General features: G+C 71.1%; 29 protein-coding genes. 13 read left to right on the top strand and 16 right to left on the bottom strand.

The genetic code is table 11. The features are described from left to right. Positions 1-66: 66 nt before the first annotated feature. From rapZ to N790_RS09290, 10 genes are all read right to left on the bottom strand, one after another. On the bottom strand, positions 67-912 hold the full coding sequence (rapZ, locus tag N790_RS09335) for an RNase adapter RapZ (protein WP_084062812.1): 846 nt from the start codon (positions 910-912) through the stop codon (positions 67-69). Between the two features lie 23 nt (positions 913-935). After that, a complete protein-coding gene (gene hprK / locus N790_RS09330) occupies positions 936-1,886 on the bottom strand; it encodes an HPr(Ser) kinase/phosphatase (protein ID WP_043803560.1) in 951 nt (316 codons plus the stop codon). 4 nt (positions 1,887-1,890) lie between these two features. Beyond that, complete coding sequence (locus tag N790_RS09325; RefSeq protein WP_043803558.1) at positions 1,891-2,358, bottom strand: PTS sugar transporter subunit IIA; 468 nt, start codon at positions 2,356-2,358, stop codon at positions 1,891-1,893. Between the two features lie 3 nt (positions 2,359-2,361). Further along, the gene (gene hpf / locus N790_RS09320; RefSeq protein WP_043803556.1) at positions 2,362-2,688 is read right to left on the bottom strand and encodes a ribosome hibernation-promoting factor, HPF/YfiA family; all 327 of its coding nucleotides are present in this window, start codon (positions 2,686-2,688) and stop codon (positions 2,362-2,364) included. Between the two features lie 133 nt (positions 2,689-2,821). Then, positions 2,822-4,252, bottom strand: a complete 1,431-nt coding sequence (locus N790_RS09315) for an RNA polymerase factor sigma-54 (protein WP_043803555.1) — start codon at positions 4,250-4,252, stop codon at positions 2,822-2,824. Between the two features lie 28 nt (positions 4,253-4,280). After that, positions 4,281-5,000: an LPS export ABC transporter ATP-binding protein gene (lptB, locus tag N790_RS09310; protein WP_043803553.1), complete on the bottom strand. Its 720-nt coding sequence runs from the start codon at positions 4,998-5,000 to the stop codon at positions 4,281-4,283. Next, positions 5,000-5,494 (bottom strand): lipopolysaccharide transport periplasmic protein LptA, encoded by a 495-nt coding sequence (lptA, locus tag N790_RS09305; RefSeq protein WP_043803574.1) that lies wholly within the window; start codon positions 5,492-5,494, stop codon positions 5,000-5,002. The genes lptB and lptA overlap by 1 nt, the downstream gene beginning before the upstream one ends. Next, positions 5,478-6,038 carry an LPS export ABC transporter periplasmic protein LptC gene (gene lptC, locus N790_RS09300; protein ID WP_043803552.1) on the bottom strand — a complete coding sequence of 187 codons (561 nt, stop codon included), beginning with the start codon at positions 6,036-6,038 and terminating at the stop codon, positions 5,478-5,480. The genes lptA and lptC overlap by 17 nt, the downstream gene beginning before the upstream one ends. After that, a complete protein-coding gene (locus N790_RS09295; protein ID WP_043803550.1) occupies positions 6,035-6,574 on the bottom strand; it encodes a KdsC family phosphatase in 540 nt (179 codons plus the stop codon). The genes lptC and N790_RS09295 overlap by 4 nt, the downstream gene beginning before the upstream one ends. A gap of 7 nt (positions 6,575-6,581) precedes the next feature. Further along, complete coding sequence (locus N790_RS09290) at positions 6,582-7,583, bottom strand: KpsF/GutQ family sugar-phosphate isomerase (protein WP_043803549.1); 1,002 nt, start codon at positions 7,581-7,583, stop codon at positions 6,582-6,584. Positions 7,584-7,655: 72 nt separating this feature from the next. On the opposite strand from N790_RS09290, the gene N790_RS09285 reads away from it, so the two are divergent. Beyond that, positions 7,656-7,901, top strand: a complete 246-nt coding sequence (locus N790_RS09285) for a BolA family protein (protein ID WP_043803547.1) — start codon at positions 7,656-7,658, stop codon at positions 7,899-7,901. 12 nt (positions 7,902-7,913) lie between these two features. Beyond that, positions 7,914-9,173 carry a UDP-N-acetylglucosamine 1-carboxyvinyltransferase gene (murA, locus tag N790_RS09280; RefSeq protein ID WP_043803545.1) on the top strand — a complete coding sequence of 420 codons (1,260 nt, stop codon included), beginning with the start codon at positions 7,914-7,916 and terminating at the stop codon, positions 9,171-9,173. On the opposite strand, the gene N790_RS09275 is transcribed toward murA, so the two are convergent. From N790_RS09275 to purM, 3 genes are read right to left on the bottom strand one after another with little or no spacing between them, the layout of a single operon-like run. Next, a complete protein-coding gene (locus N790_RS09275; RefSeq protein ID WP_043803543.1) occupies positions 9,174-9,878 on the bottom strand; it encodes a DUF3108 domain-containing protein in 705 nt (234 codons plus the stop codon). It lies immediately after the preceding gene. Further along, positions 9,871-10,548 (bottom strand): phosphoribosylglycinamide formyltransferase, encoded by a 678-nt coding sequence (gene purN / locus N790_RS09270; RefSeq protein ID WP_043803542.1) that lies wholly within the window; start codon positions 10,546-10,548, stop codon positions 9,871-9,873. Before purN ends, N790_RS09275 begins: the two co-directional genes overlap by 8 nt. Continuing rightward, a complete protein-coding gene (gene purM / locus N790_RS09265) occupies positions 10,548-11,582 on the bottom strand; it encodes a phosphoribosylformylglycinamidine cyclo-ligase (RefSeq protein WP_043803540.1) in 1,035 nt (344 codons plus the stop codon). The genes purN and purM overlap by 1 nt, the downstream gene beginning before the upstream one ends. A gap of 135 nt (positions 11,583-11,717) precedes the next feature. Here purM and N790_RS09260 point away from each other — a divergent pair, with 135 nt between their 5' ends. From N790_RS09260 to N790_RS09240, 5 genes are all read left to right on the top strand, one after another. Beyond that, positions 11,718-12,845 (top strand): DUF2066 domain-containing protein, encoded by a 1,128-nt coding sequence (locus N790_RS09260; protein WP_052385837.1) that lies wholly within the window; start codon positions 11,718-11,720, stop codon positions 12,843-12,845. Further along, a complete protein-coding gene (locus tag N790_RS09255) occupies positions 12,842-13,402 on the top strand; it encodes a CDP-alcohol phosphatidyltransferase family protein (RefSeq protein WP_043803539.1) in 561 nt (186 codons plus the stop codon). The genes N790_RS09260 and N790_RS09255 overlap by 4 nt, the downstream gene beginning before the upstream one ends. Further along, entirely contained in the window at positions 13,399-14,595 is a 1,197-nt protein-coding gene (locus tag N790_RS09250) for an AI-2E family transporter (RefSeq protein WP_052385836.1), read from the top strand. Before N790_RS09255 ends, N790_RS09250 begins: the two co-directional genes overlap by 4 nt. Then, on the top strand, positions 14,592-15,275 hold the full coding sequence (hda, locus tag N790_RS09245) for a DnaA regulatory inactivator Hda (protein ID WP_043803536.1): 684 nt from the start codon (positions 14,592-14,594) through the stop codon (positions 15,273-15,275). Before N790_RS09250 ends, hda begins: the two co-directional genes overlap by 4 nt. A 132-nt stretch (positions 15,276-15,407) precedes the next feature. Continuing rightward, positions 15,408-15,896, top strand: a complete 489-nt coding sequence (locus N790_RS09240; protein WP_245593767.1) for an REP-associated tyrosine transposase — start codon at positions 15,408-15,410, stop codon at positions 15,894-15,896. 68 nt (positions 15,897-15,964) lie between these two features. Here the strand turns inward: N790_RS09240 and N790_RS15265 are convergent, their stop codons facing one another. The 3 genes from N790_RS15265 to N790_RS09225 all read right to left on the bottom strand — a co-directional run bounded on the left by N790_RS15265 (position 15,965) and on the right by N790_RS09225 (position 18,936). Continuing rightward, positions 15,965-17,065: a GGDEF domain-containing protein gene (locus N790_RS15265; protein WP_169742169.1), complete on the bottom strand. Its 1,101-nt coding sequence runs from the start codon at positions 17,063-17,065 to the stop codon at positions 15,965-15,967. A gap of 174 nt (positions 17,066-17,239) precedes the next feature. After that, positions 17,240-17,926, bottom strand: a complete 687-nt coding sequence (murU, locus tag N790_RS09230; protein ID WP_043803535.1) for an N-acetylmuramate alpha-1-phosphate uridylyltransferase MurU — start codon at positions 17,924-17,926, stop codon at positions 17,240-17,242. Beyond that, positions 17,923-18,936 carry an aminoglycoside phosphotransferase family protein gene (locus tag N790_RS09225; protein ID WP_043803533.1) on the bottom strand — a complete coding sequence of 338 codons (1,014 nt, stop codon included), beginning with the start codon at positions 18,934-18,936 and terminating at the stop codon, positions 17,923-17,925. The genes murU and N790_RS09225 overlap by 4 nt, the downstream gene beginning before the upstream one ends. 112 nt (positions 18,937-19,048) lie before the next feature. Between N790_RS09225 and N790_RS09220 the strand changes: the two genes are divergently transcribed. The 6 genes from N790_RS09220 to N790_RS09195 all read left to right on the top strand — a co-directional run. Continuing rightward, positions 19,049-20,458, top strand: a complete 1,410-nt coding sequence (locus tag N790_RS09220) for a mannose-1-phosphate guanylyltransferase/mannose-6-phosphate isomerase (protein ID WP_043803531.1) — start codon at positions 19,049-19,051, stop codon at positions 20,456-20,458. 175 nt (positions 20,459-20,633) lie between these two features. Next, positions 20,634-21,779 carry a glycosyltransferase family 4 protein gene (locus N790_RS09215; protein WP_052385834.1) on the top strand — a complete coding sequence of 382 codons (1,146 nt, stop codon included), beginning with the start codon at positions 20,634-20,636 and terminating at the stop codon, positions 21,777-21,779. After that, on the top strand, positions 21,776-22,576 hold the full coding sequence (locus N790_RS09210) for a tyrosine-protein phosphatase (RefSeq protein ID WP_043803530.1): 801 nt from the start codon (positions 21,776-21,778) through the stop codon (positions 22,574-22,576). The genes N790_RS09215 and N790_RS09210 overlap by 4 nt, the downstream gene beginning before the upstream one ends. Before the next feature lie 31 nt (positions 22,577-22,607). Then, positions 22,608-23,333: a polysaccharide biosynthesis/export family protein gene (locus tag N790_RS09205; RefSeq protein ID WP_052385833.1), complete on the top strand. Its 726-nt coding sequence runs from the start codon at positions 22,608-22,610 to the stop codon at positions 23,331-23,333. 28 nt (positions 23,334-23,361) lie between these two features. Beyond that, positions 23,362-25,644, top strand: coding sequence for a GumC family protein (locus N790_RS09200; RefSeq protein WP_084062804.1), 2,283 nt, complete (start codon positions 23,362-23,364; stop codon positions 25,642-25,644). Beyond that, the coding region (locus N790_RS09195) for a J domain-containing protein (RefSeq protein ID WP_043803528.1) at positions 25,644-26,523 on the top strand (880 nt) is incomplete at its 3' end. The genes N790_RS09200 and N790_RS09195, both read left to right, overlap by 1 nt.

Genomic DNA, 26,523 nt, shown 5'->3' with positions numbered 1-26,523 from the left:
ACGCCTGCCGAGACCAACCGAACGCGAGCAAGTGACCTGCTTGCCGCAAGGCAAGGCAGAAGCCGGTTACTCCAGTTCGCGGTGGAAGGTCAGTACGCCCTCGCGGCCGTGGCTGCGGCAGTGGGCGGCGAGGCGTTCGGCGAGGTAGACCGAGCGGTGGCGGCCGCCGGTGCAGCCGAAGGCGATGGTGAGGTAGCTGCGGGTTTCGGCTTCGAAGCGCGGCACCCAGTTCTCCAGGAAGGCCTGGACGTGGGCCACGAATTCCTGCACCACCGGGTCCTGGTCCAGGTGCTCGCGCACGGCCGCGTCGCGGCCCGAGAGCGGGCGCAGGCGCGCGTCCCAGTGCGGGTTGGGCAGGGCGCGGGCGTCGAACACGAAGTCGGCGTCGGCCGGCAGGCCGCGCTTGTAGGCGAAGGATTCGAACAGCAGCGACATGCCGCGGGTGGTGCCCACGCCCACGGCCGTCGTCACCTGCCGGCGCATCTGGTGCACGTTCATTTCCGACGTGTCCATCACCAGGTCGGCGATCGCCTGCAGCGGGCGCAGGCGCAGGCGCTCGAGCTCGATCGCGTCGGCCAGCGCCAGGCCGCCGTGGCTCAGCGGGTGCTTGCGGCGGGTATCGGAATAGCGCTTGAGCAGCACTTCGTCGCGGGTGTCGAAGAACACCAGCTTGTAGTCGAAGCCCAGCGAACCCACCGCCGACAGCCATTCCGGGATGCGCGCCAGGTCGGAGGCGTTGCGCACGTCGATGCCCACGGCCATGCGCGCCATGTTGCGGCCATCGCCGGCCACCGACTTCACGAATTCCGGCAGCAGCTCCACCGGCAGGTTGTCGGTGCAGTAGACGTCGAGGTCCTCGAGCGTCTTGAGCGCCACGGACTTGCCGGAGCCGGAGAGGCCCGTGACGACGATCAGCAGCGGGCGGACGGGTTCGCTCACGAGGTTTCCCCTTGTTGCAGGAAGGCCGTGTGCCGGGCCAGGAAGGCCGCGGCCGGGTCCATGCCCTTGCTGCGCAGCAGGTGCAGGCGCACCGCGGCCTCGGTGAGCACGGCCAGGTTGCGGCCCGCGGCCACGGGTAGCTGCACCACGGGCACGTCCAGGTCGAGCACCTTGCGGCTGCCCGATTCGCCGGTGATGCGCGCCATGGCTTCGTTCGAAAGCTCGGGCGCGCGTTCCAGGTGCACGATCAGGCGCAGGTACTTGTTCCGCTTCACGGCCGTGTCGCCGAACATCTCGCGGATGTTGAGCACGCCCAGGCCGCGCACTTCCAGCAGGTCCTGCAGCAGTTCGGGGCAGGTGCCGTCGAGCACGTCGGGCGCGATCTGGGTGAACTCGGGCGCGTCGTCGGCCACCAGGCGGTGGCCGCGGCTGATCAGCTCGAGCGCGAGTTCGCTCTTGCCGGCGCCGGATTCACCCGTCACCAGCACGCCGATGGAGTAGATTTCCATGAACACCCCGTGCAGCGTCACCCGCGGCGCCAGCGCGCGCGCCAGGTGGTATTGCAGGAGGTTGAGCAATTCATAGCCGCGCCGCGGCGACACCCACAGCGGCGTGTCCGATTCCTCCACCGCGTCGCGCAGGTCGGCCGGGCAGGACTGGCCCTGGGTGATCACCATCGCCAGCGGCCGCGACTGCATGATCTTCTGCAGCACTTCCCAGCGCGTGCGGGCGTCCAGGCCGTCGAGCCAGGCCAGTTCGGCCGAACCGACGATCTGCACCTTGTTCGGGTGGATGACGTTGAGGTAGCCGGCCAGCGACGGGCGGCGGGAAAGGTGCTCGCCGCGCTCGATCACCCGCTCGCCGCCGCGCTGGCCGGCGATCCAGCGCAGTTCGAGGCGTTCGCCCAGCTCCGAGAAGAGTTCGCGGGCGCGCAGGCGGTCGGCCATGGGCTCAGCCGCAGTCCGCGTGGGCGGCTTGCCAGTCGGACAGCAGCGCGTACAGCGCGGCCGAATCCCGGGCGGTGCGCAGCTGGTCGCGGAAGGCCTGTTCGCCGAACATCTCGGCCAGCTGCGAAAGCAGCATCAGGTGCTGTGACGCGAAGTGCTCGGGCACGACCAGCGCGAACACCAGGTCCACCGGCTGGCCGTCGGGCGCGCCGAAGTCCACCGGTTCGCCCAGCCGCAGGAAGGCGCCCACCGCGGTGGACACCTTGCCGCTGCGGCCGTGCGGGATGGCCACGCCGTGCCCGAGGCCCGTGCTGCCGAGGCGTTCCCGGCCAACCAGGGCATCGAACACGGCGCGCTCGACCTCCGGGCTGTCACCCAGCAGCTTCGCCACCTGCTCGAGCAGGCGCTTCTTGCCGGTGACGGGGCCCAGGGCCTTCACGCGCCCCGGGCTGAGCAGGTCGAGCAGGTGCATGGCTCAGCCGAAGCTGTCCGAACGCGCCGCCGACTCGCCGCGGTGGTGGTCGGTCATCTTTTCCTTCTGCTTGATCAGCAGGCGGTCGAGCTTGTCGGCCAGCAGGTCGATGGCGGCGTACATGTCCGGGGCCACGGCGTCGGCGTGCAGGGTCTTGCCGGGGGTGCCGATGGTGGCCTCGGCGCGCTGCTCGAGCTTGTCCACCGAGAGCAGGACGCGGGCCTCGGCGTGGTGGTCGTAGTGGCGGGTGACGCGCGCGAGCTTGTCGTTCACGTAGTCGCGAAGGGCCGGGGTGACGTCGATCTGGTGGCCGCTGATGTCGATCCGCATGGTTACGATCCTCCTTCTTTGGGTGCAGCTACAGGTAATCACGCCAGATGCTAATCGGGCGTGACCGACGTCAAGTTCGGGAAAGGAAGTGCGCCGGGTTGCGCAGGCTGGCGTCTGCCATGGTGTCGGGCCCTCAGGCCAGCCGTTGCCGCTCGTTGGAAGCGGGGATGTTCATTGCTTCCCGGTATTTTGCCACGGTCCGGCGGGCCACGGGGATGCCTTCGCCCTTCAGGGTTTCGGCCAGGCGCTGGTCGGAAAGCGGGTTGCGCGGGTTCTCGGCGTCGATGAGCTTGCGCAGCATGGCCTGGATGGCGGTGGCCGAGGCGGCGCCGCCGTGTTCGGTGGCGATGCCCGAGCTGAAGAAGTGCTTGAATTCGAAGGTGCCGCGCGGGGTGCGCAGGTACTTGCGGGTGGTGGCGCGGGAAATGGTGGACTCGTGCAGGCCCAGCTCCTCGGCCACTTCCCGCAGGGTGAGCGGGCGCATGGCCTCGTGGCCGTGGTCCAGGAAGGCGCTCTGCTGGCGCACGATGGCCCGGGCCACGCGCACCAGGGTGTCGGCGCGGGTCTCGAGGCTCTTGATCAGCCAGCGGGCCTCCTGCAACTGGCCGCGCAGGTAGCTGTCGTCCTCGCGGCTGGCCTTGCCGATCAGGCGCTCGTAGTGGCGGTTGATGGCCAGGCGCGGCTGGCTGCCGGGCGCCAGGCTGACCTTCCAGACGCCGCCCTGGCGGAAGGCGATGGCGTCGGGGGCGATGTATTCGGCCTCGCCGCCGCCGATCTGGGCGCCGGGCTTGGGGTCGAGCGAACGCAGCAGGGCGACGGCCTGGTCCATGGCCCCGGCCGGGCAGCCCAGCTGGCTGGCCAGGCGGGCGGCGCCCTGGCGGGCGAGGGCGTCGAGGTGCTCGCGGGCCAGGCGGCGGGCCAGGTCCAGGCCCGGGGTATCCGGGCTGAGCAGGCTCAGCTGCACCCGCAGGCATTCGGACAGGCAGCGGGCGCCGGCGCCGACCGGGTCGAAGTGCTGGATGATGTGGAGAACGGTCTCGATTTCCGCCTCATCGGCGGTTATCTCCGGCAAAAGCGCGGCACGGATGTCGGACAGCGGGCCTTCCAGGTAGCCATCGTCGTTGATGGCCTCGATCAGGGCCTGGCCGATGGCGAGGTCGCGCGGGCCCAGATGGCTCAGGCGCAGCTGCCAGAGCAGGTGGGCGTGCAGGTCCACGGGGGCGGCGGCCGTGAGTTCCTCGGGTTCCTCGTCGCCGCCGCCGCGGCGCTCGCCGGCGCTCGATTCGTACCACTCGATGCTTTCGCCGGGGTCGAAGTCGCCGCTGTCGGGGCTGTCGCCGGCTTCTTCGCCGCTGGGGGCGTCGGGCGCCTTGTCGCCGTCCGGCGCGTCGCCGAAGCCGGCTTCCGGCTCGTCCTCGCGTTCGAGCAGCGGGTTCGATTCCAGGGCCTGGTTGAGCTCGGTTTCCAGTTCCACGGCCGACAGCTGCAGTAGCCGGATCGCCTGGCGCAGCTGGGGCGTCAGGGAGAGCTGCTGGCCTAGGCGGGTCTGGAGGGTCGGCTTCATGGCGCTCCGCGGGGGCGGCGGCGCCGGGCTACAGGCGGAAGGATTCGCCCAGGTAGACGCGACGCACGTCGGGGTTGGCCAGCACCGCCTCGGGCGTGCCCTGGGCCAGCACCGTGCCTGCATTGAGGATATACGCGTGGTCGCAGATACCCAAGGTCTCGCGCACGTTGTGGTCGGTGATGAGCACGCCGATGCCGCGGGACTTGAGGTGGCGGACGATCTTCTGGATCTCGCCGACCGAAATCGGGTCGACGCCGGCGAAGGGCTCGTCGAGCAGCATGAAGCGCGGCTTGCCGGCCAGGGCGCGGGCGATCTCGACCCGGCGGCGCTCGCCGCCCGACAGGCTGGCGCCGGCCTGGTCGGCGACATGGCCGACCTGCAGTTCTTCCATCAGGGCCGAAAGTTCGTCGGCGCGGCCGGCGGCGTCGAGGTCCTCGCGCAGCTCCAGCACGGCCTCGATGTTCTCGGCCACCGTGAGCTTGCGGAACACCGAGGCTTCCTGGGGCAGGTAGCCGAGGCCGCGGCGGGCGCGTTCGTGCATGGGCAGGGCGGTGATGTCCTGGCCGTCGAGCAGGATGCGGCCGTGGTCGGCCCCGACCAGGCCCACGATCATGTAGAAGCAGGTGGTCTTGCCGGCGCCGTTCGGGCCCAGCAGGCCCACCACCTCGCCGGGGCGGACCTCCATGCCGAAGTCGCGCACGACCTGGCGCGACCGGTAGCTCTTGGCCAGGCCCGAGGCGCTGAGCATCAGTTGGTCGCTGCGGTCTTGGGCAGGATGCGCATGTTCACGCGCTGGCCGTCGCCGCCGCCGTTGAGCCGGCCGGTGCCGACGTCGTAGCGCACGGTTTCGCCGCTGAGGGTGCCGCGCGGCTGGCGCACCTGCACGGCGCCGCTGAGCAGCATGGTGTCTTCGCTGAGCGTGTAGGTGACCTGGCGGGCCTCGGCTTCCATCGCCTCGCCGGCGTCGGACACCTGCTTCAGGCGCGCCGGCGCGCCGGTGAGCACGATGCGCTGGATGTCGCCCGCGACGCGGTGCACCTCGGCGCGGTCGGCGTTCACCTCCAGCGTGCCCTGGCGGATGCTGACGTTGCCCGTGAGCACCGACATGCCGTTGTCTTCCATCACCGCGTCGGTGCTGTCGGCGCTGATGTCCATGGGCTGCTGGCGGTCGCTGGACTTGGCCAGCGCCGGCGTGGCCGCGACCAGCGCGGCGAGGAGGAGCAGGTTAGCGGCGGGGTGCATAGCGTCCTTTGACGTCGTTCAGCAGCTGGAAACGCTTGGCCTGCATGTCCACTTCGAGGCCGGTCCCGGCGAGTATAGAGTCGCCATGGGTGACGGTCACCCGGCCGCCGGAGTTGGCGGTCTGGGCGTCGGGGAAAACGAACAGGCGGTCGGTGGCGAACACGGTGCGGTCGCCGGTTTCGCCGGGCGGGCCGACCATCTCGACGCGCGCCAGCAGGCGCACCTCGTCGGCCTTGGCGCTGACCCAGGCGCTGTCCGAGCGCGCGTTCCAGCGGCCGCCGCCCTTGGCCGGGAACGAAAAGCGCGGCTGGTCGAGCGTGAGGGTCTTGCCCTGCGGGTCGCGCTCGAGCTCGGGGCCGACGACCGTGAAGGCCTCTTCGCCGGCTTCGTTGAGCGTGATCAGCTCGTAGTCGCGCAGCACGTAGTCGGAGCGCAGCGGCGGTTCCACCGGCGGCACCTGGCGCTGCCGCCACTGCCACACCGCGTAGCTGCCCAGCGCGAAGGCCAGCACCAGCAGCAGCGGGTTGAGGACCCGGCGGTTCATGCCGCGCCGAAGCGCTCGAGCACGGCGGCGCGCAGGCCGCGGGCCTCCAGGATCAGGTCGCAGAGTTCGCGGGCGGCGCCGTGGCCGCCGTTCGCGCGGGCGCGCCAGTGCACGCGTTCGGCCACCCAGGGGTGGGCGTTGGCGGGCGCGGCCGAGAGGCCGGCCAGCATCAGCGCCGGCAGGTCGGGCAGGTCGTCGCCCATGTGCGCGGTTTCGCTGGCCGACACGCCCAGGCTGGCGCAGAGCATGCGCAGGGTGGCGGCCTTGTCCTTCACGCCGGTGTGCACGTGCTGCAGGCCCAGGTCGCGGGCGCGCGACTGCACGGCGGCGCTGCGGCGCGCGGTGATCAGCGCCACGGCGATGCCGTTGTCTTCCAGCAGGCGCAGGCCCTGGCCGTCGAGCACGTGGAAGGCCTTGGATTCGCGGCCCTCGGCGTCGTAGAACAGGCGGCCGTCGGTGAGCGTGCCGTCCACGTCGAAGCAGGCGAGGCGTACGCGCGCGGCGCGTTCGAGCAGGTCGGGGGTGAGCTGGGTCATGGCCGGATCACACCACCCGCGCGCGCAACAGGTCATGAATGTTCAAGGCGCCGACCACGCGGTTGGCGGCATCCACCACCACCAGCGCGTTGACCTTGTGCGCCTCCATCAGGTGCGCGGCCTCGACCGCCAGGGCGTCGGCGCCGATGGTCTTGGGCCGGCGGCCCATCAGCTGGGACACCGGCGTGGCCTTGAGGTCGGTGTCCTCGTCGTCCAGGCAGCGGCGCAGGTCGCCGTCGGTGAACACGCCCTGCAGCACGCCGTCGGCGTCCACCACGGCGGTCATGCCCAGGCGCTTGCGGGTCATCTCCAGCAGCGCGGCGGACGCGCTGGCTTCCACCGGCACCCGCGGGATGTCGTCGCCCGAATGCATGATGTCGCGGATGTGGAGCAGCAGGCGGCGGCCCAGCGCGCCGGCCGGGTGCGAACGGGCGAAGTCCTCGGCGGTGAAGCCGCGGGCCTCGAGCAGGGCCACGGCCAGGGCGTCGCCCAGGGCCAGCGCGGCGGTGGTGCTGGAGGTCGGGGCCAGGCCCAGCGGGCAGGCCTCGGCCGGCACGCTGGCGTCCAGGTGCACGTGGGCGAGGCGGGCCAGGCTGGAGCCGGGGCGGCCGGTCATGGCGATCATCACGTTGCCCTGGCGCTTGAGCGAGGGAATGATCGAGAGGATCTCGTCGCTTTCGCCGGAGTTCGACAGCGCCAGCACCACGTCGGCGTCGGTCACCATGCCCAAGTCGCCGTGGCTGGCTTCGCCCGGGTGCATGAAAAAGGCCGGCGTGCCGGTGGAGGCGAGGGTGGCGGCGATCTTGGTGGCGATGTGGCCCGACTTGCCCATGCCCGTGCAGACCACCCGGCCGCGGCAGGCCAGGATGTGCCGGCAGGCCGCCGCGAAGTCGGCGCCCAGGCTGCCCTTGAGCGCCTCCAGCGCCTGCGCCTCGATGGCGATGACGTTGCGGCCGCTGGCGATCAGCGCCTCGTCCGGGACTGCCAGGGCGGATTTCGGGGCATTCATGCGGGGGGCTTAGGGAGTATGATGCGGGGCCGTATTGTAAGGCCTGCGCGGCCACCCCGCGCCCCGCCCGCCATGACCCCCGAAACCATCCAGAACCTCATCGAGGCCGGCCTGCCCGGCGCCCAGGTCCGCGTCCAGGGCGACGACGGCGTGCATTTCGAGGCCACCGTGGTCAGCGAAGCCTTCCGCGGCAAGCTGCCGCTGGCCCGCCACCGCATGGTCTACGCCACCCTGGGCGAGCTCATGGGCGGCGCCATCCACGCGCTGGCCCTGCGCACGCTGACCCCCGAAGAAGCCAACAAGGCCGCCCAGGCCTGAGACCCACGACGAATGGCAAAGATCGTAATCACCGGCGGCGAACCGCTGAACGGCGAGGTGCAGATCTCCGGCGCCAAGAACGCCGTGCTGCCCATCCTGGCCGCCACCCTGCTGGCCGACGGCCCGATCTCGATCGGCAACGTCCCGCACCTGCATGACGTCACCACCACCATGGAACTGCTGGGCGCCATGGGCGTGCAGCTGATGGTGGACGAAAAACTCACCATCACCGCCGACCCGCGCTTCATCACCTCCACGGTGGCGCCGTACGAGCTGGTGAAGACCATGCGCGCCTCGATCCTGGTGCTGGGCCCGCTGGTGGCGCGCTTCGGCCACGCCGAGGTCTCGCTGCCGGGCGGTTGCGCCATTGGCTCGCGCCCGGTCGAGCAGCACATCCGCGGCCTGCAGGCGCTGGGCGCCGAGGTCACGGTGGAGAACGGCTTCATCAAGGCCCGCGCCGAGCGCCTGCGCGGCGGCCGCTACGTGTTCGACATGATCACCGTCACCGGCACCGAGAACGTGCTGATGGCGGCCGTGCTGGCCAAGGGCACCACCGTGCTCGAGAACTGCGCGATGGAACCCGAGGTGGTCGACCTGGCCAACTGCCTCATCGCCATGGGCGCGCAGATCGAAGGCGCCGGCACCAACCGCATCGTCGTGCACGGCGTCGACCGCCTGGCCGGCATCCACTACGACGTGCTGCCCGACCGCATCGAAACCGGCACCTTCCTGGTGGCCGGCGCCATGACCGGCGGCCGCGTGGTGGCCCGACGCACCCGCGCCGACATCATGGACGCCGTGCTGGTGAAGCTCGAGGAAGCCGGCGCACACGTCAACACCCGCGACGACACCATCGAAGTGGACATGCGCGGCAAGCGCCCCAAGGCCGTGAACCTCACCACCGCGCCTTACCCGGCCTTCCCGACCGACATGCAGGCGCAGTTCGCGGCGCTCAACACCATCGCCGAAGGCGTGGGCGTGATCACCGAGACCATCTTCGAGAACCGCTTCATGCACCTCAACGAGCTGCAGCGGCTGGGCGCGGACATCCGCATCGAGGGCAACACCGCCATCATCCGCGGCGTGGCGCAGATGACCGGCGCGCCGATCATGGCCACCGACCTGCGCGCCTCGGCCTCGCTGGTGCTCGCCGGCCTGGTGGCCAAGGGCGAGACCATCGTCGACCGCATCTACCACATCGACCGCGGCTACGAGAACATCGAGGAAAAGCTCGGCACCCTCGGCGCGAAGATCCGCCGCCTGCCGGGCTGATCAGCGGATGGCGGTGATGCGCAGGTCGATGCGCTCGCCGTCTTCTTCCACCTGCAGGATGCGCAGCGGCAGCCAGCCGTGGTTGCGGGCCAGCCAGACCTTGGTCTGGCGGCCGCCGGGGGTGTCGCGGCGGCGTTCCAGCCGCAGCGCGCGCTCCACGCCGATGGCGGTGCGCAGGCGCACCGCCGCCGCCACTTCGTAACGCTGCTCTTCCACGCCCTTGCGCTCGGCGACGGGGAATCGCAGCACGCCACGCTCGCCGTCGGCCACGGCCACCATCATCGCGGCGGTCACCGCCTGCTTGTCGAGCAGGCCGGGGCGGCCGGCGTAACGCGCGGTTTCGCCCTTGTAGGTGCTGGTGACCGCGTGGCTGCGCGGGTCCATGGTGGTGTGCTGCTCGCGGGTGTTCCAGGCGGCCTTCTGGCGCATGCGGTAGTCGGTGGACTCCAGGCCGTCGCCGGTCCAGCGCAGCCGCGAGGTTTCCTCGCGCTTCACCCCGGCCACGGCCGCCAGGCCCGCGGTGCCCTCGCTGCGGGTGCTCATCTCGAAGCCGCCCTCGGGCAGCGTGCGCAGGCGGATATGGCCCACGCCGATCACCTCGCCGTTGCGGCGCACTTCGTAATCGGCCTCGAAGGGCTTGGGCGGCGTGGCGGCGCCGGCGAGCAGCGGCAGCGCCAGCAGCGCGGCGGACAGGAACTTAAACATGGCCGGGCTCCCGGTGCAGTTGGTTGTCGGCGCCCAGCGACAGCGGCGCGGCGAGGGGGTGGCCATCGAGCTCGAAGCCGGCGGCGCCCAGGCGCGCGCGGCCGGTGGCCAGCAGCGCCACCGAGGCCACCAGCAGCGCGTGTTCGCGCGGCAGCAGGCGCCCGGCCAGGGCTTCGGGCGTGTCGCCCGGCAGCACAGGGATGCGCGCCTGCGCCAGCACCGGGCCGGCGTCGAGCGCCGGGATCACGGCGTGCACGCTGGCGCCGTGTTCGGTTTCGCCGGCGGCCAGCACCCTGGCGTGGGTGTCCAGGCCGGGATGGCGCGGCAGCAGGGAGGGATGGATGTTGACCATGCGGGACTCGAACCTTCGCACCGTGCGCTCGGAAATGATGCGCAGGTATCCCGCACAGACGATGAGGTCGGGCTGAACCGCCGCCACGGCGTCGAACAGCGCCTCGTCGTGGGCGTCGCGGTCGGGGTAGTCGCGGGGGCGCAGCGCGACGTGGGGCAGGCCCCGGTCCCGGGCGATGCCGATGGCGCCGCAGGCCGGCTTGTCGGAGAACACGCCGGCCACGCGCGCCGGCAGCGTGCCGGCCGCGATGGCATCGAGCAGCGCCTGCAGGTTGCTGCCGCGGCCCGAGGCAAGGACCGCCAGCGAAAACGCGGACATCAGCCGATGCGCACGCGCTCTTCGCCGGTGGCCTTCACCACCTGGCCGATGGCGCGGTGCGCCAGGCCGCGGCGGGCCAGGTCGGCCGACACGGCCGCCACGTCGCCCGGCGCCAGGACCAGCACGAAGCCGACGCCGCAGTTGAAGGTGCGCCACATTTCCGGCGCCGGCACCGCGCCTTCGCGCTGCAGCCAGTCGAACACCGGCGGCAGCACGATGGCCGAGGCCTCGATGTCCAGGCCCAGGCCGTCGGGGATGACGCGGATGATGTTCTCGGTCAGGCCGCCGCCGGTGATGTGGGCCATGGCGTGCAGGTCGTGCGCGCGCAGCAGCTCGAGCACCGGCTTGACGTAGATTTCGGTGGGCGCCATCAGCGCGTCCACCAGCTTCACGCCGCCGACGTCCAGCTCGGCCGGGCGGCCGGCGCGGTCGTAGATGCGGCGCACCAGCGAATAGCCGTTCGAATGCGGGCCGGACGAGGCGATGCCCAGCAGCACGTCGCCCTCGCGCACCTTGGCGCCGTCGAGCAGCTGGCTCTTTTCCACCGCGCCGACGGTGAAGCCGGCCAGGTCGTATTCGCCCGGCGGGTACATGTCGGGCATCTCGGCGGTTTCGCCGCCGATGAGGGCGCAGCCGGCCAGTTCGCAGCCCCGGGCGATGCCGGACACCACCGAGACGGTGGTGTCGACGTGCAGCTTGCCGGTGGCGAAGTAGTCCAGGAAGAACAGCGGCTCGGCGCCCTGCACCAGCACGTCGTTCACGCACATGGCCACCAGGTCGATGCCGATGGTGTCGTGGCGGTTGAGTTGCTGGGCCAGCTTGAGCTTGGTGCCCACGCCGTCGGTGCCCGAGACCAGCACCGGCTCGCGGTACTTGCCCGACAGGTTGAACAGGGCGCCGAAGCCGCCCAGGCCGCCCATCACCTCGGGCCGGAAGGTGCGCTTGACCAGGGGCTTGATGCGCTCGACGACTTCGTTGCCGGCGTCGATGTCAACGCCCGCATCGCGGTAGGTGAGGGGGGTAGGCGTGGTCACGGCGGGGTCCGGGCGCGGGAAAGACCGCCATTCTACCAAGCGCGTCGGGCCTGAAGGCCCTCCCACGCCCCTCGTTGGACGCTCCGCCCCCCCATGCGGCACCATTCACGCTCACCCGAGCCCCGCCGCGAGCCCATGCGCCCAGCCCTGACCGTCCTCGTTTCCGCCGCCCTGCTGGCGCTTGCCCTGCCGGCCGCCGCCCAGTTCGAGCCGGTGGACGTGCCCGCGCCGACCGCCGTGGCCGGGGCCCCGGCGCGCGACCTGGCCCTGTACGTGGGCGAGACCGAACTGATGTCGCAGGGCGCCGGCGAGCGCCGCGCCGCCACCGCCCGGGCCCTGGCCCAGGTGCTGGTGAAGCTCACCGGCAACCCGCTGGCCGCCGCCAACCCGGTGGTGCGCCGCGCCCTGGGCAGCGCCGCCAGCTTCGCCACCGCCGAGCAGACCAGCGAAGGCGAGAGCTCCGACCAGCAGGGCAACACCGCCATCGGCGGCGTGCCCGTGTACAAGACCCGGCTGCGGGTGGAATTCGACCCGGGCAAGGTGGATGCGCTGATCGCCGGCGCCGGCCTGGCCTACTGGGGCCCGGACCGCCCGCGCCCCATCCTGTGGCTGGCGATCGACGACGGCCGCGGCGCGCGCCTGGTCAACAGCCAGCAGCTCAACGTGGTCAAGCCGCTGGCCACCCGCGGCACCGAGCGCGGCCTGAGCTTCGGCCTGCCCTCGGGCACGGCGGTGGAGCAGGCCGCGGTGGACACCATCTGGGCCCAGAACCCGGCCCCGATGCAGCCCCTGACCGAACGCTACGGCAACCAGACCCAGCTGCTGGGCCGGCTCTACCGCGCCGAGGGCGGCGCCGGCTGGACCGCCGACTGGGTGCTCAGCCGCGCCGGCAACGAGCTGTCGCGCTGGTCCTTCACCGACCCCAGCCCGCAGCGCGCCATCGCCTCGGGCGCGGACGGCGCCGCCGACGCCATCGCCCGCCGCGACGCAGTGGCGGCCAACGTGGGCGAACCCACCCGCCAGGTCGTGCGCATCGCCGGCCTGGGCGGCAGCGACGACTACCTGCGCGCCATGGGCTACCTGCAGACCCTGCCCGTGGTGCGCGAACTGGTGGTGCTCGAAGCCACGCCCGACAGCCTGCGCCTGCAGCTCGACCTGGCCGTCGGCGCCGAGGCCTTCGCGAACTTCGTCGCCGCCGGCGACACGCTGTCCGCCGACCCGGCCAGCCCGGGCGACGCCACGCCCACGTTCCGCCTGCGATGAACCTGCTCCACCTGCCCAACGCCATCACCGGGCTGCGCCTGGCGATGGCGCCGGTGCTGTTCTGGCTGCTCTGGGCCGGTTACTACCCCGAAGCGCTGTGGGTGGCGGCCGTGGCCGGCGCCAGCGACGCGGTGGACGGGGTGATCGCCAAGCGCTTTGGCTGGCAGTCGCGCCTGGGCAGCCTGCTCGACCCGGTGGCCGACAAGCTGCTGCTGGGCGCCGCCATGGCCGGCCTGTGGCTGGCGCAGGCGCTGCCGGCCTGGCTGGTGGGCCTGGTGCTGGCGCGCGACCTGGTCATCGTGGCCGGCGCCGCCGCCTGGTGGCGCCTGGCCGGGCCGTTCAGCGGCCAGCCCAGCGTGCTCAGCAAGGTCACCACCGGCGCGCAGATCGCGCTGGTGCTGGTGTGCCTGGTGGACCTGGCCGGCTGGGACGTCCCGCTGCGCTGGCGCATCGAAGGCCTGCTGGCCGTGGCCCTGCTCACCGCGCTCAGTGGCGTGGACTACGTGATTCGTTATGGTGTGCGTGCCTGGCGCCACCCGAGGACCCCCGCCGAATGAACGCCCCCGTCGATCCCTTCAGCGACCGCCGCCGCTGGCAGTGGCTGGCCCTGGCCGCCGGCGTCGGCGTGCTGGTGTGGCTGCTCGGGCCGGTGCTCACGCCCTTCGTCATCTCGGCCCTGCTGGCCTGGCTGGGCGACCCGCTGGTGCGCCGCATCGAACGCAGCGGGCGTTCGCGCAACACCGGCGTGTTGCTGGTGTTCGGGCTGATGAGCCTGGTGCTGGTGCTGGGCGTGCTGTTGCTGGTGCCGCTGATCGAAAACCAGGTCTCGAAGTTCATCGACTGGCTGCCGCGTTTCGGGCAGTGGCTCACCGGCACCGCGGTGCCCTGGGCCGAGCAGCGCTTCAAGGTGGACCTGGCGGGTTACGTGGACCCGAGCCAGCTGATCGAACTGCTGAAGGTGCACTGGCAGCAGGCCGGCGGCGTGGCCGCCACGGTGTTCGGCGAGGTGTCGAAGTCTGGCCTGGCCATCCTGGGCTGGCTGGCGAACCTGGCGCTGATCCCGGTGGTCACCTTCTACTTCATGCGCGACGGCTGGGGCATGCTCGAGAAGGTGCGCGTGATGCTGCCGCGCCCGCTGGAGCCGGTGGTGAGCCAGCTCACGCGCGAGTCGGACGAAGTGCTGGGCGGTTTCATCCGCGGCCAGCTGAGCGTGATGATTTCGCTGGGCGCCATCTACGCCGTGGGCCTGACCGCGGTGGGCGTGGACCTGGGCATCCTGATCGGCCTGGTGGCGGGCCTGGTGAGCTTCGTGCCTTACCTGGGCGCCATCGTGGGCCTGGGCGCGGCGGTGATCGCCACGCTGGTGCAGCACGGCGACCTGATGCACCTGGCGCTGGTGCTGGGCGTGTTCGGCCTGGGCCAGCTGCTGGAAAGCTTCTGGCTGACGCCGTGGCTGGTGGGCGACAAGATCGGCCTGCACCCAGTGGCGGTGATCTTCGCCATCATGGCCGGCGGCCAGCTGTTCGGTTTCCTGGGCGTGCTGCTGGCGCTGCCGGTGGCCGCGGTGGCGGTGGTGGTGGGGCGTTACGCCTACGACCGCTACACGCACAGCCGCCTCTACGGCGCCGACGACGACGTGGTGCCGGCCGAAGTGGCCGCCGCCGTGGCGAAGGTGCCGGTGGGCAGCGAGGGCGACGAATACGCCGCGCCGCCGGCCGACGGTTCGCAGGGGCCGACGCCGAACCCGTGAGCACGCCGCAGCTGCCGCTGTCCCTGCGCGCGCCGCCGGACCAGCGACTCGACGCCTTCCTCGGCCAGCCCGTCGTGCGCGACGCGGTGCGCGCCGCCGCGCGCGGCGAATCGCGAGACTGGCTGTTCCTGGCCGGCCCCGCGGGCAGCGGCAAGAGCCACCTGCTGCTGGCCGCCTGCGCCGAAGCCGCGTCGGCGGGACGGCGCGCGGCCTACCTGCCGCTGCCGGCGTTCGCGGGCCGGCTGGGCGAGGCGCTGGCGCAGCAGGAAGGGTTCGACCTGGTGTGCCTGGACGGCCTGGACGCCATCGCCGGCAATGCGGGGGATGAAGAAGCGCTGTTCCACTTCCACAACCGCGCCCGCGCCGGCGGCGGCGTGGTGCTGTACGCCGCGCGCGGCAACCCGGCGGCGCTGGGCATCGCGCTGCCCGACCTGGTGACGCGCCTGGGCCAGTGCGTGCGGCTCACGCTGGAACCGCTGGACGAGGCCGGCCGCCGCGCCGTGCTGCGCGAACGCGCCGCCCGCCGCGGCCTGGAACTCGACGACGCCGTGCTCGACTACCTGCTGCGCCGCGTCGACCGCGACCTGGCCAGCCTCACCCGCCTGCTCGACACCCTCGACCGCGCCAGCCTCGCCGCGCAGCGCCGCATCACCATCCCCTTCCTCCGCCAGCACCTCTGACGAAATCACCTGTAGGAGCGGCTTTAGCCGCGACCGCTCTTCGCGAAATACGGTCGCGGCTAAAGCCGCTCCTACATTGGTTTGTGGCGTTGGAGGACTGCGGGCGGCGCCGCGGTTGGCAAACCTGTCTCCATGGACTCGAAACCACCCCGTCCCGGGCACGCCGCCCTGCGCAAGGGCCGCTGCTCGCTTGCCGGCCAGGTTTACTTCCTCACCTTCATCACGCAAGGACGCCAGCGGCTGTTCGCCGAGTGGCGGCCCGCCGCCACGATGAGCCGCCTGCTTTCGCGTGGCGATCGCTGGCGTGGTGGCGAATTGCTGGCCTGGGTGCTGATGCCTGACCACTGGCACGGATTGCTTCGCCTCGATGGCGAACGAACCCTGGGCGATGTGTTGCGCTACGCGAAAGGGGGCAGTGCCCGTGCGTTCAACCGGGCCCGACAATGCGCGGGCGCGGTGTGGGTGCCAGGTTGTTTCGAACGGGCATTGCGTCGCGAGGAGAATCTGCGCGCCGCTGCCCGATACCTCGTGGCCAATCCACTGCGTGCAGGCCTGGTGGCGGACATCGGCGACTACCCGTTCTGGGATGCCGTCTGGCTCACCGATGACTGCCCGGTCTGAAGGTGACTGTAGGAGCGGCTTCAGCCGCGACCGCATTTCGCGAAGAGCGGTCGCGGCTGAAGCCGCTCCTACAGGGGGTGTGCGTGCGAGTCGTCGTTGGCCAGCACGACCTGGTCGCGGCCGCGGTGCTTGGCTTCGTAGAGGGCGGCGTCGGCGCGGGCGAGCAGGTCGTTGAGGACGTCGCCGTCCTGGTGCACGGCGATGCCGATGCTGAGCGTGGAGCCCAGGGCCTTGGCGTGCAGGCGGTAGTCGGCGGCCAGGCGCAGGGCGAAGCGTTCGGCGTGCTGCGCCGAGGAGTCGGGCAGCAGGCAGGCGAATTCCTCGCCGCCCAGGCGCGCGCAGTATTCGCCCGGGCCCATGCGCGCGTCGATGATGCGGCCCAGCGCGCGCAGCAGGTCGTCGCCGGCCAGGTGGCCATGCTTGTCGTTGGTGCGCTTGAAGAAGTCCACGTCGATGAACAGCACCGCCGGCGTTTGGCCCGAGCCGAGCGCGTCGGCCAAGGCGGTGCCGGCCAGGTTCATCCAGCCCTGGCGGTTGAGCAGGCCGGTGAGCGGGTCGCTGACGGCGCGCTGCCACAGCGTTTCCACCTGCTTGTCCAGGCGCGTGGCCAGGTTGCTGCGCGCACGCCGCAGCAGCAGGCCGGCGCCCACGCTCACCAGGTAATACAGCGCGAACAGCTGGCATTCGCCGGCCGGCGCCTCGCAGCGCCACAGCAGCACGCCCACCACGGCCGTCACCATCGCCAGGCCGCCGAAGGTCATGTGCGGCTTCACCAGCAGCGGCAGCCAGGTGACCGGCAGCAGCAGGAACACCGCCAGCGGCACCACCGAGCTGCCGGCCCACTTCAGGGCGGGAACCGACAGGCAGGCCAGCAGCACCGCCAGGAAGGCCAGGCCCAGCACCCGGCGCCGCCGCAGCGAAACCACGTGCCGGTAACGCACGGCCATCACGCCCAGCAGCGCCACGCCCACCGACTGCCACGCCAGCAGCGGCGGCACGCCGGCGACCACCACCAGCTCGAACACCAGGTGCAGCGCCGCCAGCATCGCCATGGCCAGCAGCAGGTTCGACATCGGCTTGTGCAGCAGCTGGATCTGGCGCCGGTACTGCTCGCGGCGCTCGTGCGGCGCCATGCCCGCCACTTCGCCCTCGAGGACGTGCAGGAGCATCTGGCGCGTGTTCTGGGTGGCTTGTTTGGCCATGGAGCGGGCATTAGTGGCCAATACGGCGGCCCGCGCAAGGACGAAAGTCACGACTTGCGGCTTTGGAATGAGCGCAGGGTGAACCCCGGCCGCCCAGGGCCGCGGAACTGCGAACTGCGCCACGGTTCCGGGCGGAACGGTTCAGCCCAGCGCGGCCAGGCGCTCCGGGGTGCCCACGTCGGTCCATTCGCCGCGGAAGTGTTCGCCGGTCACCCGGCCGGCGCGCATGGCCGCGCGCAGCAGCGGCGCCAGCCGGAAGCGCGGCGGGTCAAGCTCCACGCCGGCGGCGGCGCCGATGGTCGAGCGCCAGCCCTCGAACAGGCTGGGCCGGTAGACGCCGATGCCCGAAAAGGTCAGGCGCCTTTCGCCGGCGGCCTGCACCTGGCCATCGGGCAACAGGGCGAAATCGCCCTCGGGGTGGTGTTCCGGGTTGTCCACCAGCACCAGGTGCGCTTCGCCCGCGGGTTCGCGCGGCAGCCGGGCGAAATCGTAGTCGGACCAGATGTCGCCGTTCACGGCCAGGAAGGGCGCGTCGCCGAGCAGGGGCAGGGCGTGCAGCATGCCGCCGCCGGTTTCCAGCGGCTCGGGGCCTTCGTAGGAAAAGTGCAGGCGCAGGCCCCAGCGGGAACCGTCGCCCAGCGCGGGCGGGAAGGCGCCGGCCAGCCACGAGGTGTTGATGACCACCTCGTCCACGCCCAGCGCCGCCAGCTTCTCCAGGTGCCATTCCACCAGCCGCTTGCCGCGCACGGGCAGCAGCGGCTTGGGCGTGGCGTCGGTGAGCTGGCGCATGCGCTCGCCCTTGCCGGCGGCGAAGACCAGCGCCTTCATCGGGCGGGCAGGGTGATGTCGCGTTCGCCGATGGCCTGCTCGATCAGGGCCACCAGCGGCGCGGTTTCTTCGTAGCGGCGGCCCACGTCGCGGGTGTATTTCCACACCAGCGGCAGGTCGAGCAGGTAGGCGGCCTTGCCGTCGCGGTACCAGAGCCGGCAGAAGATGCCGAGCACCTTGATGTGGCGCTGCAGTCCCATCAAATCGAAGGCGCGCAGGAAGGCGGCGGGGCCGAGCGAGCACAGGCCGGCGTCCACCAGTTTCAGGCGGTAGTCCTCGACCCAGGCGTTGACGCGCGCTTCGGGCCATTCGATGTAGCAGTCGCGCAGCAGCGACACCAGGTCGTAGGTGATGGGCCCGCGCACCGCGTCCTGGAAATCGATGATGCCCGGGCTGTCGCGTTCGGTGACCAGCAGGTTGCGCGAGTGGAAATCGCGGTGCACGAACACCTGCGGCTGCAGGCGCGCGCTGTTGAGCAGGGCGCGGAAGGCCGATTCGATCACGTCCCACTGCTCGCATTCCGGCGTGAAGCCCAGGTGCCGCGCCAGGAACCACTGCGGCATCAGCTCCATCTCGGCCACCAGCCGCGGTTCGTCGTAGGCGGGCAGGCCGCTGGCGTCGGCGCGCTGCTGCATGGCGAGCAGGGCGTCGAGCGCGCTGCCATACAGGCGGTCCACCGTGGCTTCCGACAGTTCCGGCAGCAGGGTGCGGTCGCCCAGGTCTTCCATCAGCACGAAGCCGCGCTGCGGGTCGGCGGCCTGGATTTCCGGCGCATGCAGGCCGGCGCGCGACAGGCGGGCGGCCACGTCGAGCCAGGGGCGGATGTCTTCCTTGTCCGGCGGCGCGTCCATGACGATCCAGCTGCGGTCGGCCGACCGCGTGCGCCAGTAGCTGCGGAAGCTGGCGTCGTTGGACGCGCGCTCGATCGGCGCGTCCGGGTCGGCCAGGGCCTGGCGGGTCCATTCCAGGCGGAGGGCGTCGCGGTTGGGCAGGGGCGTGTGCAGGTTCATCCTGGTGATTATTACCGAATCGCATGCCCGCCCGGCGCCACCGGCCGGCCCGTTGGGTCCGTTTCTCGGGGTGCGTGGCATCATGGCGGGGACCTCCCCTGCCTTCGAAACCATGACCGACCTCGTTCCCGTCCTGCTCTCCGGCGGCTCCGGCACCCGGCTCTGGCCGCTGTCGCGCGAAACCCACCCCAAGCAGTTCCAGCCGCTGGTGGGCGAGCAGTCGCTGCTGCAGGCCACTTGGCAGCGGCTGGCGGGGCTGCCCGGCATGGCCGCGCCCATCGTGGTGGCGAACGAAGAGCACCGCTTCATGGTGGCCGAGCAGCTGCGCCAGGTGGGCGCGGTGCCGTCGGCCATCGTGCTCGAGCCGGTGGGCCGCAACACCGCGCCGGCCATCGCCGTGGCCGCGCTGCAGGCCATGGAAGGCGGCCGCGACCCGCTGCTGCTGGTGCTGCCGTCCGACCACGTGATCGCCGACGCGGCCGGTTTCCGCGCCGCCGTGCAGGAAGCGCGGCGCGGCGCCGCGGAGCAGGGCAGCCTGGTCACGTTCGGCATCGTGCCCACCGGCCCGGAAACCGGGTACGGGTACATCAAGGCCGCGCCGGGCGAGGCGGTGCGTGCGGTCGAGCGCTTCGTCGAGAAGCCCGACCTGGCCACGGCCCAGGCCTACGTGGCCAGCGGCGATTATTTCTGGAACTCGGGCATGTTCCTGTTCCGCGCCTCGGCCTACCTGGCGGAGCTGGAGAAGTTCGCGCCGGCCATGGTCGGCGCTGCCATGGCCGCGCTGGCCGGCGGCAAGCGCGACGTGGATTTCCTGCGCCTGGACCGCGCGGCCTTCGAAGCCTGCCCGGCCGATTCCATCGACTACGCCGTGATGGAAAAAACCGACGCGGCCGCCGTGCTGCCCATCAACGTGGGCTGGAACGACGTGGGCTCGTGGTCGGCCCTGTGGGAAATCGCCGACCAGGACCCCGACGGCAACGCCCACCACGGCGACGTGCTGGCCCTGGGCTGCCGCAACACCCTGGCCTGGGGCGGCCGGCGCCTCATCAGCCTGCTCGGCCTGCAGGACGTGATCGTGGTGGACACCGACGACGCCCTGCTGGTGGCCGCCCGCGACCAGGTGCAGCAGGTGAAGGACATCGTGGCCCGCCTGAAGGCCGAACACCGCCCGCAGGCCGCCATCCACCGCAAGGTGTACCGGCCCTGGGGCAGCTACGACGGCATCGACAGCGGCGAGCGTTTCCAGGTCAAGCGCATCGTGGTCAAGCCCGGCGCCGCGCTCAGCCTGCAGATGCACCACCACCGCGCCGAGCACTGGATCGTGGTCAGCGGCAGCGCCCGCGTCACCTGCGACGACAAGGTGTTCCTGCTGGCCGAAAACCAGAGCACCTACATCCCCCTGGGCAGCAGGCACCGGCTGGAGAACCCGGGCAAGGTGCCGCTGGAGCTGATCGAAGTGCAGTCGGGCAGCTACCTGGGCGAAGACGACATCGTGCGTTTCGAGGACGTCTACGGCCGCTGACCGGCGCGCTTAACGCGCACTGCGTCACGCCCGTTCAGGTAAGAACTTCACGGCAAGCCCCGGAAGCAAGAGAATTTTTCGCTTCCCAAGCCCCCGGGGGACTGTTCATTGTCATGGTCTGTGACTAGTCTGCGGTGGACTGTCCTGAACGGCGCCGCGCTGCGTTCCCCCACTCATGGACTTGTTCGAACTTTTCAACCAGCTCACCCCGGCCAGCTGGCTGCGCGCCGCGCTGGCCTTCGCCATCGTGGCGCTGGCCATCCCGCTCGGCCTGCCGCTGGCCCGGCGCTGGGATTGGGTGGACCGCCCGGGCGGCCGCAAGCAGCACGACGGCGCCGTGCCGGTCATCGGCGGCATCGCCATCCTGCTGGCGGCCATCTTCACCTTCCTGGTGTTCGAGCCGCAGCTCAACCTGCGCGTGTTCACCTTCTTCGCCGGCGCCATACTGCTGGTGGCGGTGGGCCAGGCCGACGACCTGCACGACCTGCGCGCCCGCTGGCGCATCGGCGCCCAGGCCGTGGCCGCGCTGGGCATGGTCTTCCTGGCCGGCTGGCAGGCCAGCAACCTGCATGACGTGTTCGGCTTCGCTGCATTGAACATCGGCTTGCTGGCGGTGCCGTTCACGGTGTTCATCGTGGTGGGCGTGATCAACGCGCTGAACATGGCCGACGGCGTGGACGGCCTGGCCGGTTCGCTGGCGCTGGTGTCCATGCTGCTGTTCACGGCGTTCGCGCTGTATGCCGGCGACGCCGTGCTGGCCGAGCGCCTGCTGGGCCTGAGCGCCGCGGTGCTGGGCTTCCTGCTGTGGAACCACCGCTTCCCCTGGCAGCCGCGGGCGAAGGTGTTCCTGGGCAACGGCGGCAGCATGCTGCTGGGTTTCATCATCGCCTGGTCGTCGGTGCGGCTCACCCAGAACCCCACCCACCCGGTGTCGCCGGTGCTGGGCCCGTGGACGCTGGCGCTGCCGCTCATCGACTGCGTGGTGCTCATGGTGCGGCGCTGGCGCCACGGCGTGTCGCCGTTCAGGGCCGACCGCAACCACATGCACCACCTGCTGCTCGATGCCGGCTACACGCCTTCCATGGTGGTGCTGGTGATGGCCGGCGGTTCGCTGCTGCTGGGCCTGGGCGCGGCCCTGGCGGTGAAGCTGGGCGTTTACCGGCCGCTGCTGGTGGGGGTGTTCCTGGTGCTGTTGATGGCCTGGTACGTGTTCAGCCGCAAGCGTGACCTGGCCGTGGCCCGCCTGCGCTGGCTGCGCGGCGGCCGGCCGTCGTCGCCGGAAGCGCTGCAGGCGGCCGGGGAAGCCACCGAAACCCGATGATCGACCTGCATTGCCACCTGCTGCCGGGCATCGACGACGGCCCGCTCAGCCTGGAGGTGTCGCTGGCGATGGCGCGGCAGGCGGTGGACGACGGCATCGTGTTCACGGCCTGCACCCCGCACATCTACCCCGGCCTGTACGAAAACACCCGCGCCGGCATCGAAGCCGCCGTGCTGGAATTCCGGCGCGAGCTGGCCGCCGCCGGCATCCCGCTGCAGCTGGGCGTGGGCGCCGACGTGCACCTGGCGCCCGAACTGGCCGGCGCCGTGCGCGCGGGCCGCGTGCCCACGCTGTGCGGCAGCCGCTACCTGCTGCTGGAGCCGCCGCACCACGTGGCGCCGCCGCGTTTCGCCGAATCGGTGTTCGGGCTCATGACGGCCGGCCTGGTGCCGGTCATCACCCACCCCGAGCGCCTCACCTGGATCGAAAACCACTACGCCGTGTTCGGCGACCTGGTGAAGCAGGGCGCGTGGATGCAGCTCACCGCCGGCAGCCTCACCGGCCGCTTCGGCAGGCGCCCGCAGTACTGGGCCGAACGCATGCTCGACGAGGGCCTGGTGCATATCCTGGCCACCGATTCGCACCACTGCGACAAGCGCCCGCCGCTGCTGGCCGAAGGGCGTGAAGCCGCCGCCCGCCGGCTGGGCGCCGCCGAGGCCGAACACCTGGTGGAAACGCGCCCCCAGGCCATCCTCGACGACCTGCCCCCCGCCGCCGTGCCGCCGCTGCCCGACGTGGGTGCGCCGAAAAAAGCCGGCAAGCCCGGGTTTTGGCATAGGCTGTTTGGCAATCCATAATCCCAGCCCCCCCGGAAGAAACGGACGACACATGAAAACCACGGTGCTCCGGACGCTTGCGTTCCTGCTTTTCTGCTCGCTGCTGGCCGCCTGCGGCACGTCCACCAGCGGCGCCGTCCGCAGCGGCACGGCCAAGGCCGTCACCTCCACCACGAACCTGCCCGCGCCCGACACCACCAGTGAGAGCGGCGCCTACACCGGCGTGTCCGACTACCGCATCGGCGCGCTCGACCTGCTGCAGGTGACGGTGTTCCAGCTCGAGGACCTCGACCGCGAAGTGCGCGTGAACTCCAGCGGCATGATCTCGCTGCCGCTCATCGGCACCGTTGGCGCCGGCGGCAAGACCGTGCCCGAGCTCGAGGCCGAAATCGCCCGCAAGCTCACCGAAACCTACCTGCAGAACCCGCAGGTCAGCGTGTTCGTGAAGGAGTTCACCAGCCAGCGCGTCACCGTCGAAGGCGCGGTGGCCAAGCCGGGCATCTTCCCCATCACCGGCAAGACCACGCTGCTGCAGGCCGTGGCCATGTCCGAGGGCCTGACGCCGCTGGCCGACCCGTCGTCGGTGGTGGTGTTCCGCACCATCCAGGGCAAGCGCATGGCCGCGCTGTTCGACCTGCGCGCCATCCGCGCCGGCAACGCCGAGGACCCGCTGATCTACGGCGACGACATCGTCGTGGTCGACCAGTCCGGCGGCAAGACCGCGCTCAAGACCATCACCGACAGCCTGCGCGGCATCGTCGGCTTCCGCACTTTCTGACGCCCCGCCCCCAGGACGCCAAGACCGCATGAACCAGGAAAACCCCGAAGGCCATAACGCCGGCCTGCCCACGCCCGCCGGCCCCGGTGGCCAGCAGGCGTTGGCGCTGTCGCGCCAGCAGGCCCTCAGCCTCGACCTTCGCGCCGGCGAACCCGCCGCCGACAGCGACGAGATCAACCTGCTCGATTACTGGCGCATCATCGTCAAGCGCCGCTGGACCGTGCTGGCCACGCTGGGCATCGTGGTGGTCACCGCGCTGGTGGGCACGCTGCTCATGACGCCCATCTACCGCGCCAGCACCACCGTGCAGATCGAGCGCGACACCATCAAGGTGGTGGAAGTGGAGGGCTTCACGCCCACCGAATCGCCGGCCGACCGCGACTTCTACCAGACCCAGTACGAACTGCTGAAGAGCCGCTCGCTGGCCCAGCGCGTCATCAGCCAGCTCAACCTGGCCAACGACCCGGTGTACCTGGAAATGAGCCGGCCCTCGCCCTGGCGCGCCCTGCTGGGCGGCGGCGATGACGAGGAGGAAACGCTCACCGCCGCCGAGGCCGATTCGCGCGAAGACGCGAAGATGAGCCGCATGATCACCGGCTTCCTGGCCAACCTGAGCATCGAGCCGGTGCGCAATTCGCGCCTGGTTCGCGTGCACTACGACAGCCCGGACCCGGCCTATTCGCAGCGCGTGGTGAACGCCGTGGCCGAGGCCTACATCGCCGCCAACCTCGAGCGCCGCTTCGACGCCTCGTCGTATGCCAAGACCTACCTCGAAGACCGCCTGCAGCAGCTCAAGCTCAAGCTCGAGGATTCCGAGAAGCAGTTGGTCGAGTTCGCCCAGCGCGAGAAGATCGTCGACGCCAACGACGGCTCTTCGCTGTCCACCCAGAGCCTGGGTGAACTGAATTCGGCCGTGGCCAAGGCCCAGGATGAACGCATCCGCGCCGAGGCGCGCTGGCGCCAGGCCGAGGCCGCCACCGGCATGGGCCTGGCCTCGGTGCTCGACAGCAGCATCGTCCAGACCCTGCAGGAAACCCGCGCCAAGCTGCAGGCCGAGTACCAGGACAAGCTGCGCGTGTTCAAGCCGGCCTTCCCGGAAATGCAGCAGCTCAAGGCCCAGATCGACGAGCTCGACAAGCAGCTCGGCGCCGAGGTGGCGAACATCAAGGCGTCCATCCGCGCGGAATACCAGGCCGCGCTGGCGCAGGAGCAGCTGCTCAAGGCGCAGGTGGGCGCGCTCAAGGACGAAGTGCTGGACCTGCAGAGCCGCTCCATCCAGTACAACATCCTCAAGCGCGAAGTGGACACCAACCGCCAGCAGTACGACGCGTTGCTGCAGCGTTACAAGGAAATCGGCATCGCCGGCGGCGTGGGCACCAACAACATCTCCATCGTCGACCGCGCCGAAGTGCCCACCAACAAGCACAAGCCGCGCCTGGCGCTGAACCTGGCCGTGGCGCTGCTGCTGGGCCTGTTCGGCGGCGTGCTGCTGGCCTTCGTGTTCGAACACCTGGACGACACGCTGAAGTCACCCGAGGACGTCGAGAAGCAGATGGGCCTGTCGGTGCTGGGCGTCATCCCCATGCTCAAGGCGCCCATGACGCCCGCCAAGGCGCTGGAAGACCCGCGCTCCGCCTTCGCCGAAGCCTACCGCTCGGTGCGCACCGCGCTGCAGTTCTCCACCGACACCGGCGTGCCGCGCTGCCTGCTGGTCACCAGCGCGTCGCCGTCGGAGGGCAAGAGCACCACGGCGCTCACGCTGGCCAAGAACTTCGCGCAGCTGGGCAAGCGCGTGCTCATCATCGACGGCGACCTGCGCAATCCGTCGCTGCACCGTTCGCTCGACAAGCCCAACGACATCGGCCTGAGCAACTACCTGGCCGGCGCCGCCAAGGCCACGGAAGTGATCCACGCCACCGATTCGCCGCACCTGATGTTCATGCCCACCGGCCCGCTGCCGCCGAACCCGGCCGAGCTGCTGATGGGCCCGAAGATGCTGAGCCTGATCTCCATCGCCAGCGAGAAGTTCGACCAGGTCATCATCGACGGCCCGCCGGTGATGGGCCTGGCCGACGCGCCCATCCTGGCCAACATGGCCAGCGGCACGCTGCTGGTGGTGGAGGCCGGCGAAACCCGCATCAGCCTGGCCCGCAATGCGCTCAAGCGCCTGTACGCGGCGCGCGCGCACGTGATTGGCGCGCTGCTCACCAAGTTCAGCGCCAAGCACGCCGGGTATGCCTACGGCTACGGCGGCTACAACTACTACAGCTACGGCGCGCAGCCCGAGCCGAAGAAGCTGGCGCGGCGCTGATGGCCGCGGCGGGGCACGCGCTGGAACTGGCCCTGGCCTGCTACCGGGCGCCGCCCCGGCTGGCCCAGGCCGCCCAGCGCCCGCTGCCCGACGACATGCTGGTGCTGCTGCGGCTGGCGGCCGGCGACGAGGCGCTGGCGCAGGAATGCGCCGGCACCGCCCATGAAAGCGTCGGCACCGTGGTGGACGCCGCGGTGTTCTTCATCCAGCAGGTGCTGTTCGCACCCGGCACCGACAGCTACCGCGCCCTGGGCGTGAACCCCGACGCGCCCGACGTGCGCATCAAGGAGCACTACCGCTGGCTGGTGCGCTGGCTGCACCCCGACCGCAACCCCGACGAGTGGGACGCAATCTACGCCGACCGCGTGAACCGCGCCTGGCAAGACCTGCGCCACCCCGAGCGCCGCGCCGCCTACGACCTGTCGCTAGCCGATAGCGCCAACCTCGCCCCTGTAGGAGCGGCTTCAGCCGCGACTCCTTTCGCCAGAACGGTCGCGGCTGAAGCCGCTCCTACAAAAGTCGCCGTCGCGCCGCCGCGCGTCCGCATCTCGGCCGAACACCCCGCCGCGCCGCTGCTCTCCGGCCGCACCGCCCAGCGCATGCCGCTCATCGTGCTCGGCACCCTCGGCGCAGTGGCCGGCGCCGCGCTTACCCTGATGTGGTACGCCCAGACCCCGCGCTCCGCGCCCGCCGCCGCGAGCGTGGAAGTTGTCGCCGTCGCCGAACCGTCCCCGGTTCCCGAACCCGTTGCCGCACTGGAGCCCGCCACCGCGCCGGAACAGGCCCCGATCCCCGCTCCTGCAGAAGCCGAAGCGATGCCCGCGTCGTTGCCGGAGCCGCGCCCCGCGCCCGTCGCCACGCCCGCCGCTGCGCCCGCCC

Origin of the sequence: Arenimonas malthae CC-JY-1 (assembly GCF_000747075.1) — a bacterium.
GTDB classification, from domain to species: domain Bacteria; phylum Pseudomonadota; class Gammaproteobacteria; order Xanthomonadales; family Xanthomonadaceae; genus Arenimonas; species Arenimonas malthae.
This window is presented reverse-complemented; position numbering and strand designations above follow the sequence as displayed.

Bases quoted from the DNA above. Each gene is read 5' to 3' on its own strand.
- N790_RS09225 (WP_043803533.1), bottom strand. From the start codon at position 18,936: ATGAACCTGCACACGCCCCTGCCCAACCGCGACGCCCTCCGCCTGGAA.
- N790_RS09315 (WP_043803555.1), bottom strand. From the start codon at position 4,252: ATGAAGCCGACCCTCCAGACCCGCCTAGGCCAGCAGCTCTCCCTGACG.
- N790_RS09200 (WP_084062804.1), top strand. From the start codon at position 23,362: ATGAACCAGGAAAACCCCGAAGGCCATAACGCCGGCCTGCCCACGCCC.
- N790_RS09325 (WP_043803558.1), bottom strand. From the start codon at position 2,358: ATGCACCTGCTCGACCTGCTCAGCCCGGGGCGCGTGAAGGCCCTGGGC.
- N790_RS09210 (WP_043803530.1), top strand. From the start codon at position 21,776: ATGATCGACCTGCATTGCCACCTGCTGCCGGGCATCGACGACGGCCCG.
- hpf (WP_043803556.1), bottom strand. From the start codon at position 2,688: ATGCGGATCGACATCAGCGGCCACCAGATCGACGTCACCCCGGCCCTT.
- N790_RS09275 (WP_043803543.1), bottom strand. From the start codon at position 9,878: ATGTTTAAGTTCCTGTCCGCCGCGCTGCTGGCGCTGCCGCTGCTCGCC.
- N790_RS09255 (WP_043803539.1), top strand. From the start codon at position 12,842: ATGAACCTGCTCCACCTGCCCAACGCCATCACCGGGCTGCGCCTGGCG.
- lptA (WP_043803574.1), bottom strand. From the start codon at position 5,494: ATGCACCCCGCCGCTAACCTGCTCCTCCTCGCCGCGCTGGTCGCGGCC.
- lptC (WP_043803552.1), bottom strand. From the start codon at position 6,038: ATGAACCGCCGGGTCCTCAACCCGCTGCTGCTGGTGCTGGCCTTCGCG.
- murU (WP_043803535.1), bottom strand. From the start codon at position 17,926: ATGAAGGCGCTGGTCTTCGCCGCCGGCAAGGGCGAGCGCATGCGCCAG.
- N790_RS09295 (WP_043803550.1), bottom strand. From the start codon at position 6,574: ATGACCCAGCTCACCCCCGACCTGCTCGAACGCGCCGCGCGCGTACGC.
- lptB (WP_043803553.1), bottom strand. From the start codon at position 5,000: ATGCTCAGCGCCTCGGGCCTGGCCAAGAGCTACCGGTCGCGCCAGGTC.
- N790_RS09205 (WP_052385833.1), top strand. From the start codon at position 22,608: ATGAAAACCACGGTGCTCCGGACGCTTGCGTTCCTGCTTTTCTGCTCG.
- N790_RS15265 (WP_169742169.1), bottom strand. From the start codon at position 17,065: ATGCTCCTGCACGTCCTCGAGGGCGAAGTGGCGGGCATGGCGCCGCAC.
- N790_RS09290 (WP_043803549.1), bottom strand. From the start codon at position 7,583: ATGAATGCCCCGAAATCCGCCCTGGCAGTCCCGGACGAGGCGCTGATC.
- murA (WP_043803545.1), top strand. From the start codon at position 7,914: ATGGCAAAGATCGTAATCACCGGCGGCGAACCGCTGAACGGCGAGGTG.
- purN (WP_043803542.1), bottom strand. From the start codon at position 10,548: ATGTCCGCGTTTTCGCTGGCGGTCCTTGCCTCGGGCCGCGGCAGCAAC.
- N790_RS09215 (WP_052385834.1), top strand. From the start codon at position 20,634: ATGGACTTGTTCGAACTTTTCAACCAGCTCACCCCGGCCAGCTGGCTG.
- N790_RS09220 (WP_043803531.1), top strand. From the start codon at position 19,049: ATGACCGACCTCGTTCCCGTCCTGCTCTCCGGCGGCTCCGGCACCCGG.
- N790_RS09285 (WP_043803547.1), top strand. From the start codon at position 7,656: ATGACCCCCGAAACCATCCAGAACCTCATCGAGGCCGGCCTGCCCGGC.
- N790_RS09260 (WP_052385837.1), top strand. From the start codon at position 11,718: ATGCGCCCAGCCCTGACCGTCCTCGTTTCCGCCGCCCTGCTGGCGCTT.
- N790_RS09250 (WP_052385836.1), top strand. From the start codon at position 13,399: ATGAACGCCCCCGTCGATCCCTTCAGCGACCGCCGCCGCTGGCAGTGG.
- hprK (WP_043803560.1), bottom strand. From the start codon at position 1,886: ATGGCCGACCGCCTGCGCGCCCGCGAACTCTTCTCGGAGCTGGGCGAA.
- N790_RS09240 (WP_245593767.1), top strand. From the start codon at position 15,408: ATGGACTCGAAACCACCCCGTCCCGGGCACGCCGCCCTGCGCAAGGGC.